A 7,710-nucleotide genomic window follows, 5' to 3' on the forward strand; every position below is an offset into this window, starting at 1 on the left:
TTGCTTACATTTTTTTAAGATTCCTAAATGCTGTCGGTTCATTATTATGGTTTGTGTTCTATTGTAAAGACGACGTTTTTTTTGGAGCGTTTCATTTTTTTTGAATTTTCTTTAATTATTTATGAAACGTCACTACTAGGAGTTTACGACGTGGTAGTCTGTTTCTAATTCAAACTTGTATTTCCTTAGCAACAGATTGCCACAAGTTTTTTCAAAACTTTCGCAAAGACGTTTCAGAATCGTTCTTAATTCTGAATTTATAAAAAAATATATCGTAATTTCGTTTTTATACTTTAAAAGTTTTAAAATCGCTTGAATTCAAAATCCAAACATACATCAGCCTTACACGAAAAAGAAGGCGTTTCACAACCTGATTTTATCAGTAAAACTTCGGTGGCTTCTATCAAAAAGAATAGAAGAAAGCAACCTTCCGCAGATGAATTGGTTGCAGGAATTTTGAATCAGGATAAAGTCGCATTAAGTCGTGCTATTACACTCATAGAAAGTAAAAGCACCAAACACCTGGCGAAAGCAACGGAGATTATTGAAAAGTGTTTACCACATGCCAATAACTCTATTCGTATGGGAATTACAGGTGTCCCTGGTGTGGGCAAAAGTACATTTATAGAAGCGTTTGGAAAGCACTTAACAGCTTTGGGCAAAAAAGTAGCTGTGTTGGCCGTGGATCCAAGTAGCTCTATTTCTAGTGGAAGTATTTTAGGCGATAAAACGCGTATGGAAGATTTGGTAAAGGATGAAAACGCATTCATTCGTCCGTCTGCTTCTGGCGATTCACTCGGTGGTGTAGCACGAAAAACCCGCGAAACCATCATTTTATGCGAAGCTTGTGGTTTTGATACCATTATTATTGAAACCGTTGGTGTTGGACAAAGTGAAACCGCTGTACATAGTATGGTCGATTTCTTTTTATTGTTAAAATTGGCTGGTGCCGGAGACGAATTGCAAGGAATTAAACGTGGAATTATCGAAATGGCAGACGCAATTGTCATCAATAAAGCGGATGGCGATAACGTAAAGCGTGCGCAAATGGCGCGAACGGAATTTAAGCGTGCATTGCATTTATATCCGATGAAAGCTTCAGAATGGCTTCCTAAAGTCGTGACAGCTTCTGCTTTGAAACAAGATGGAATTGACGATGTTTGGCAGATGATTGAAGCATTCCGCGAAAGCACAAAAGCCAATAATTATTTTGAAACGCACAGAAAGCAACAAAACCGTTTTTGGCTGTTACAAACCATTGAAGAACGCTTGAAACATAATTTTTACAACAATCCGGATGTAAAAAAACAGTTAGATTCTTACTTAAAAGCTACCGAAAATAGTAGCATTTCTCCTTTTCATGCGGCGCAACAGTTGTTAGAGTTGTTGCAACAATCTTAATTAAATCATTCTAAAATTATAGAATATTTACAGAATCCTATTTTATTTTGTAAATTCAATTTTCATTTCTATAAAAGCTACAAGTATGTTAAAGAAAGTTTCAACTATTGGTACTATTCTAAACAAACAACAACAAAATTCTATTATTGGTGGACTTGTTAGGAAGAAGAGAAAATTATGTGCCTATGATGAAGATAAGGACGATGGTTCTTTAATTTGTAAAGACTAAATATAAGCACCTATTTTTATAAATAATAACTTCTTGTCACCTGTTGTGCATATTGAATTCATACGCAAAATGAAACGTCAGTTCGAGTGATTTTGAGGCACGAAAAATAGTATCGAGAACATTTTTAGTAAAAAAATTCTATTCTCAATACAAATTTTACTCATTTTCAATCGTAAAATTCACTCGAATTGATGAATTTTATCAAAATGCAGAACGGGTTTCTTCTCTTCTATCGCTTCACATATTTGTACAGACATGCTTCAATACACGGATAACTCAAAATAAGTTCATTTCCTTGAATTTCAAAAAAGATAGTTAGTGGAGAAAGTGCGCCACATTCATCTAGTATAATTGTTCCCGCTGTAGCGGAATATGTTGCTGAAAACACTTCGCTCATATTACAAAATGATACATTTGAAGTTACCGTGGTTCCGTCTACGGAAAAGTTTAAGTCAGTTTCACTATCTATAGGCAAAAAGGTTCCACTTCCATCACCTGGATCTAATAAAGTTGCGGTTAGTCTCCATGAACCAGTGAGTGTTTCTGTTGCATCATCGTCGTCATTTGAGCAAGAAGATATGCTTAAAATTAGCGCAAATATTACAAGTAATTTTTTCATGGCTTTGATGGTTTTAATGAATTCATATACTCTGTAGATGGAGTTTTCAGAATTTGGTTGCGTCTATATCAGAAAAAAAGTTGTGTACGCAATATACACAACTTTTAATACTATTTTCTGTGTTGCTTTTGCTTACAACTCACAATCCCAAACAGTATGGCATTCTGTGTCTGTACAGCCTTTGGTATCACAATAACAAACGGAATAATCTGTCCACCATGATCCAGTTCCGCCATTCAGTTGATCTTCTTGTAAACTTGAGATTGATTTTTTGTTTAGTTTTAACTGATTTAAATTTTGTTTTTTCATAATAAGTAACTTTTAATGTTAATATGATGTAGTCACATAATTAGTGGATTGTTACCCATAATTGATAAAACAAATTTCATTTATTTTTTATTGTATTAAATAAATTCACACTACTCACTGAATAACAACGCATTAAAAATAATTTTACAAAAGGTTTTTTTAAAATTATGAAGAGTTTAGGCGTACTTCTTTATCAAAAACTGTCTTAGCTTATAAATCATTGTTCCATAAATAACACCTACAATCATTCCTGTAAGTACATCGCCTGGAAAATGAACACCAATGTAAATTCGGCTGTAGCCAACAAATGCTGCCCAAATTAGTAAAGCAGGAAAGATATATTTGAAATGTTTTCGCAAGATTAAACCGATAAAAACGGCCAAAGCCATTGCATTAGAAGCATGTCCTGAGAAATAACCATAAGCGCCACCACAACTATCTTTTACCAATCGCATGTGATCTACTAAATCGGCTGTATAACAAGGTCTTGAACGTAAAAAGAGTGTTTTTTTGAATAAATTTGCCGTCTGATCAGTAATTGTAATCAACAAAGCCACCAAAACTAATGTGAAGATGATTTCTTTCTTTTTATTTGTTTTTAGGATCAGAATCAGTAAGAATGCATACAACGGAATGGCGTAATATTTATTTGTGATAAACATCCAAAAACCATCCCAAGTAGGTGTTCCGAGTCCGTTTAAAAATAGAAATACTTCTTTATCAAAATTGATTAATTGATCGATCATAATAGCCAGAATTAATTTGAGGTTGCTCGAAAAGTATTCAAAAGAAATTTATATGTACATGTTGACAAACGAAAGCAAATTTTAAATTTCGATGATCGAGATTAGTCTTCGTAACGAGATAATTCGCGATCATAAAAATCGTTTGCCGCTTGAAATAAGTTTTCGGCTTCTGAAGACAGTTCTTTTTCATCTTCCTTATCAAATTCTTCCAACCAATCCACTTCATCATTTTCTAGGTTGATAATGAATCTTGGGAATTCGGTATGCACGATAAAAATCGCATTTGGATAATCGGTATTATCGCCCAATAAAAATTTAGGAAGCTCCATGAGTTATTTGCTTATTAATAAGTTTTTTTGATAAATAATTAAATCTAATATACAATAATATTGCAGAAGTTGTCAATCCTGCCAACAAACCAATCCAAATACCTGTACTTTTGTATTCAGTGTATAATCCGAGATAGTATGAGATTGGAAAACCAACGATCCAATAGGCAAAAAATGTAATGATTGTTGGAATTTTCACATCTTGTAAACCGCGTAAAATACCTAAGCCAACGACTTGTATTCCATCAGAAAGTTGAAAGAATGCGGACACTAATAATAATTTTGCCGCAATCGTAATTACTTCTGTATTGTCTACTAAGTTTACAACATCATTTTCGTTAACATATAAGGTTGGAAACCAATTGTTAAATACCATAAACATGATGGCAAAAATGATATCAATGATGAGTACAAGTAAGAACAATGACAATGCAATTCGGCGAAGTTCTGAAAAACGTTTCAAACCTTTCTGATTTCCTACTCTAATTGTCGCTGCAACACTCAATCCCATCGCTACCATAAACGTCATTGACGATAGGTTTAATGCTATTTGGTTTGCCGCTTGCGAGTTCTTTCCTAAAATACCAGACAACCAAATTGCTGCTGTGAAAATGGCGACTTCAAAAAGCATTTGTAATGACGATGGAAATCCTAAAGAAATAATCTTTTTTATAACTGATTTTTTAATCTCTTTAAAATTGAAATTGGTCACATAAACTCTAAATTTCTGCTTGTAACGCAATAATAACCAGATAAATACCAACATGACAATACGTGAAACCAAGGTTCCGATAGCTGCGCCGATAATTCCCCATTTAGGGAAAATCCAAATTCCGAAGATTAAGAAATAGTTGATAACGATATTCACCACATTTGCCAACAAAGTTGCCCACATAGCGTATTTTGTTTGCGATAAACCATCGGCAAATTGCTTAAACGCTTGAAACATAATTAACGGAATTAACGAAGCTGCTACTAAGTTTAAATATGGCATTGCTAACGCTACAACTTCGTCGGGTTGCTTCATTTCATACATGATTGGTTTTGCGAGCATAACGCCTAAAAAAACGACAACTCCAATAAGTGTACAAAGTAGCAAACCATGTTTTAAAGCACTTTTTACTTTTTCTTTATTTCCTGCGGCATCTGCTTCTGCAACTAGCGTAGTAATTGCGGTAGAAAACCCAATTCCAATAGACATTGCAATGAATATAAAGCTATTTCCAAGTGATACGGCTGCCAACTCTGCCGTTCCTAATTGTCCAACCATGGCATTGTCCACAAAACCCACAAAGGTATGCCCTAACATTCCCAAAATAATTGGCGATGCAAGTTTCAGATTATACCGAAATTCTCTGGTGTAATTTTGTAAGATCACAGGTTGTTTTTTAACGCTGCAAATATAGCCTTCTTTTATTGCAAACACTTATGCTTTGAACCTAATTTATCCTTTCCATTTTATAAATTGAACAGGTTGTTTTTTAAAATGGAAATACAACTACTTTTTTCTAGCGAATAGTACGTTTAAATTTGTAGGTATAAATTATTGAGTGGCTTAATACAATATTAATTTATATATCAGATTATCAACTTAAAAACTAAAAATTATGAAGAAAAACATTTTAAACATCAAAGGTGTTTCGGCAATTTCAAAAGAAGCACAAAGTCAAATTAATGGTGGTGCAGCATGGCCTGGAGATGGAGGATTTCAAGGATGTGGATGCGACTGTGCAGGACGTGTAATAGGACCTAAATTCTGTGAATACCTTATCGCTTGTCCTCAAGTATATACTTGTGACGACGACATATAAACATACATTCAAAAAACGAATAAAGTAAATATAGTTTACCTCATAAGCGAACTGTATTTAAGGTAAAGAAAGGCTTCTGATGCACATCATGAAGCCTTTTTGAGCTTTATACGGCAAGGTGTTTCCTGAAAAACCTATAATAGAGTAAGGATCAACTAAATATTTTAAATTATGAAAAACATTTTAAACATTAAAGGTGTTACAGTAATTTCTAAAGAAAGTCAAAGTCAAATTAGCGGTGGAGCAGGTTGGCCAGCTCCTGGTAATCTTAGATGCGGATGCGATTGTGCAGGACGTGTAACTGGAGGTATTGCTTGTTATTTTTCGAATTTTGCATGTCCGCAAGTATATACTTGTGATGATGCGCAAACTGCATAAACGTCATTATGTTTTAAAAAAAAAAGGCTTCTTGTCATCAATCCAAGAAGCCTTTAGTATATAAATATGTCTTAATTAATTAGACAGAAGTAGTACAATATACATTATTAGAGGTAGATTGTGTAGCACCACCTTTTGGCGTGCGCGATTCTTCGGCAGCACAATCAATATCCGTTTGGCGTCCTTTTCCAATAATGTTATACGAGTTTATTTTGGCGATCCGTGTTTTATTAAATGTAAGCAGTTTTCGTTTTGTTTTCATTGTGAGTATATTTATTAGTTTTATTCAAGATACGCAACTAGCTGTTATGTATACTATAGAAAGTCTTGCCATTTTATAAATTGAACAGAGTTCTTTAACGTATCTTTTTGAGGTAAGTAGATGGATTTTCACCTGTTTTCGCCTTAAATGCTCTTGAAAATGAACCATGACTTTTGTAACCGACTTCTTTGGCAATTGCTTTGATGGTGTACATACTAAATTTCTTATCTTGCTCCAATCGGTTGAGTGTATATTGAATACGTAAATTGTTCAAATACTCCGTAAATGTCATCTTTTTATATGTATTCAAAATGGTAGATAAATACGTGGTATTGGTATCTATTTTTTTAGCAGTTGCATATAAATTGTACTTCGGATTCAGGTAAAACTCCTGCACTTCTAAGCTTTTTAGTTTTTGTAGAATCTCTTCAACAGTTTTATCACTTTTAATGCTCGTTTGTGAGCTTGTTTTTTCTTTTTTTGGCGGAAGTACTTCCGTAGAAAGTTTCTCAACGGTAATTGCTGTTTTTTTCTTGTTGATTTGCTTGTAGAGCAAAAATCCAAATATGCCAATAACAGCAATTGCAATACTTAAGAAAATGTAAAACCGTTTTTCATCTTTTTTATGTTGTGCTTCAAACTTATTTTTTATCTTTTCAATTTCGTATTGTGTGGCAGTTTGAAATACTGTTGACTTATTTTCATTTGCTGAAATTCTTTCTTGTATTTCTGCTGATTTTTGTCGGTAGATCGATTCTTTCTCAAACTCCTTGATGCTTTTGTAAACTTCAGCTTTCAACAGCAAAGCGTCATAATAATCGGTTTCTAAAAGTTGTTTTTCTGTGTAACGCACTTCTAAATCAATAAGTAAAGTCAATGCTTCCAAAGGTTCTTCGTTTTCAAAATGATAATCTGCCAACAAATACATGATTTTAGAAATTTGTTTTTCATTTCCTAATTCTGTAAAAATCTCTTTAGATTTGATCAGATTCGTATGCGCTTCAGGAAATTTTTTTTGTGCTGTAAGCGTTTTACCTTTTAACTCAAATAAATACGCTTTTCCTTCAATATCCTTATAATAATCAGCAATAATAATTCCTTTATCAATATATGCCATGGCAGAATCAAGCGATTTTTCCGCTTGAAATGCTTTTGCCAAAAACATGTGATAATTGATGTAATCTTCTACATAATTAATAGAGTCTTTTGCAATTAAATCTTTCGTGTCTATAGTAGTAATAGCTTCTTGAAAACTTTGTTTGGCTTCTTGAAAATTATTCAATTCCAAACTCAAAATCCCCATATTTCCATTAATATTGATCAATTGCATCGTTCGGTTATTACGCCGTGCTACATCATACACATCGAGCAATATTTCTCCTGCTTTGTATTTGTTTCCCAGTTCAATTTCTGTGGTTGCAATGGCTATTTTTGTTTGTATATAACGAGCACTATCCACATCTTGTGCAATGTTTTGCATGGCTTTATCGTATTCTGACATGGCATCTTTGTAAATACCTCTACTTTGGTAGAATTCGCCTAAATAAAAATGTGCTCGAAACGTATGTACTGAATCTTTAAAAGTAGTTGCTTTGTGGTAATATTCCATACGAAGCTGCATCATCG

General features: G+C 33.5%; 11 protein-coding genes. 4 read left to right on the plus strand and 7 right to left on the minus strand.

Features of this window, described 5'->3' with window-relative positions:
• The first annotated feature begins 312 nt into the window (after positions 1 to 312).
• Together meaB and AB8B65_RS11405 are read left to right on the plus strand one after the other, a co-directional pair.
• Positions 313 to 1,401 (plus strand): methylmalonyl Co-A mutase-associated GTPase MeaB, encoded by a 1,089-nt coding sequence (gene meaB, locus AB8B65_RS11400; protein WP_405301136.1) that lies wholly within the window; start codon positions 313 to 315, stop codon positions 1,399 to 1,401.
• Positions 1,402 to 1,486: 85 nt separating this feature from the next.
• A complete protein-coding gene (locus tag AB8B65_RS11405; protein ID WP_405301137.1) occupies positions 1,487 to 1,630 on the plus strand; it encodes a hypothetical protein in 144 nt (47 codons plus the stop codon).
• A 229-nt stretch (positions 1,631 to 1,859) separates the two neighbouring features.
• Here AB8B65_RS11405 and AB8B65_RS11410 read toward each other — a convergent pair whose 3' ends face one another.
• The 5 genes from AB8B65_RS11410 to AB8B65_RS11430 form a co-directional block, all read right to left on the minus strand.
• Positions 1,860 to 2,249, minus strand: a complete 390-nt coding sequence (locus AB8B65_RS11410; RefSeq protein WP_405301138.1) for a hypothetical protein — start codon at positions 2,247 to 2,249, stop codon at positions 1,860 to 1,862.
• A gap of 132 nt (positions 2,250 to 2,381) precedes the next feature.
• Positions 2,382 to 2,558: a class I lanthipeptide gene (locus AB8B65_RS11415; protein WP_405301139.1), complete on the minus strand. Its 177-nt coding sequence runs from the start codon at positions 2,556 to 2,558 to the stop codon at positions 2,382 to 2,384.
• A 176-nt stretch (positions 2,559 to 2,734) separates the two neighbouring features.
• Positions 2,735 to 3,304: a phosphatase PAP2 family protein gene (locus AB8B65_RS11420; protein ID WP_405301140.1), complete on the minus strand. Its 570-nt coding sequence runs from the start codon at positions 3,302 to 3,304 to the stop codon at positions 2,735 to 2,737.
• Positions 3,305 to 3,405: 101 nt separating this feature from the next.
• Positions 3,406 to 3,633, minus strand: a complete 228-nt coding sequence (locus AB8B65_RS11425) for a hypothetical protein (RefSeq protein ID WP_405301141.1) — start codon at positions 3,631 to 3,633, stop codon at positions 3,406 to 3,408.
• Positions 3,620 to 5,011, minus strand: a complete 1,392-nt coding sequence (locus AB8B65_RS11430; RefSeq protein WP_405301142.1) for an MATE family efflux transporter — start codon at positions 5,009 to 5,011, stop codon at positions 3,620 to 3,622. Before AB8B65_RS11430 ends, AB8B65_RS11425 begins: the two co-directional genes overlap by 14 nt.
• 229 nt (positions 5,012 to 5,240) lie before the next feature.
• Here AB8B65_RS11430 and AB8B65_RS11435 point away from each other — a divergent pair, with 229 nt between their 5' ends.
• Both AB8B65_RS11435 and AB8B65_RS11440 read left to right on the plus strand, forming a co-directional pair.
• A complete protein-coding gene (locus AB8B65_RS11435; protein WP_405301143.1) occupies positions 5,241 to 5,444 on the plus strand; it encodes a hypothetical protein in 204 nt (67 codons plus the stop codon).
• Positions 5,445 to 5,615: 171 nt separating this feature from the next.
• Positions 5,616 to 5,822, plus strand: a complete 207-nt coding sequence (locus AB8B65_RS11440) for a hypothetical protein (RefSeq protein WP_405301144.1) — start codon at positions 5,616 to 5,618, stop codon at positions 5,820 to 5,822.
• A gap of 79 nt (positions 5,823 to 5,901) precedes the next feature.
• Here the strand turns inward: AB8B65_RS11440 and AB8B65_RS11445 are convergent, their stop codons facing one another.
• Together AB8B65_RS11445 and AB8B65_RS11450 are read right to left on the minus strand one after the other, a co-directional pair.
• Complete coding sequence (locus AB8B65_RS11445; RefSeq protein ID WP_405301145.1) at positions 5,902 to 6,084, minus strand: hypothetical protein; 183 nt, start codon at positions 6,082 to 6,084, stop codon at positions 5,902 to 5,904.
• 94 nt (positions 6,085 to 6,178) lie between these two features.
• The coding region (locus AB8B65_RS11450) for a helix-turn-helix domain-containing protein (protein WP_405301147.1) at positions 6,179 to 7,710 on the minus strand (1,532 nt) is incomplete at its 5' end.

Source organism: Kordia sp. (genome assembly GCF_045105435.1).
Taxonomy (GTDB): Bacteria; Bacteroidota; Bacteroidia; order Flavobacteriales; family Flavobacteriaceae; genus Kordia.

What these genes read in the sequence shown, in the direction of transcription:
- AB8B65_RS11420 (WP_405301140.1), bottom strand. Translation starts at nt 3,304, where the DNA reads ATGATCGATCAATTAATCAATTTTGATAAAGAAGTATTTCTATTTTTA.
- AB8B65_RS11445 (WP_405301145.1), bottom strand. Translation starts at nt 6,084, where the DNA reads ATGAAAACAAAACGAAAACTGCTTACATTTAATAAAACACGGATCGCC.
- AB8B65_RS11425 (WP_405301141.1), bottom strand. Translation starts at nt 3,633, where the DNA reads ATGGAGCTTCCTAAATTTTTATTGGGCGATAATACCGATTATCCAAAT.
- AB8B65_RS11415 (WP_405301139.1), bottom strand. Translation starts at nt 2,558, where the DNA reads ATGAAAAAACAAAATTTAAATCAGTTAAAACTAAACAAAAAATCAATC.
- AB8B65_RS11440 (WP_405301144.1), top strand. Translation starts at nt 5,616, where the DNA reads ATGAAAAACATTTTAAACATTAAAGGTGTTACAGTAATTTCTAAAGAA.
- AB8B65_RS11410 (WP_405301138.1), bottom strand. Translation starts at nt 2,249, where the DNA reads ATGAAAAAATTACTTGTAATATTTGCGCTAATTTTAAGCATATCTTCT.
- AB8B65_RS11405 (WP_405301137.1), top strand. Translation starts at nt 1,487, where the DNA reads ATGTTAAAGAAAGTTTCAACTATTGGTACTATTCTAAACAAACAACAA.
- AB8B65_RS11435 (WP_405301143.1), top strand. Translation starts at nt 5,241, where the DNA reads ATGAAGAAAAACATTTTAAACATCAAAGGTGTTTCGGCAATTTCAAAA.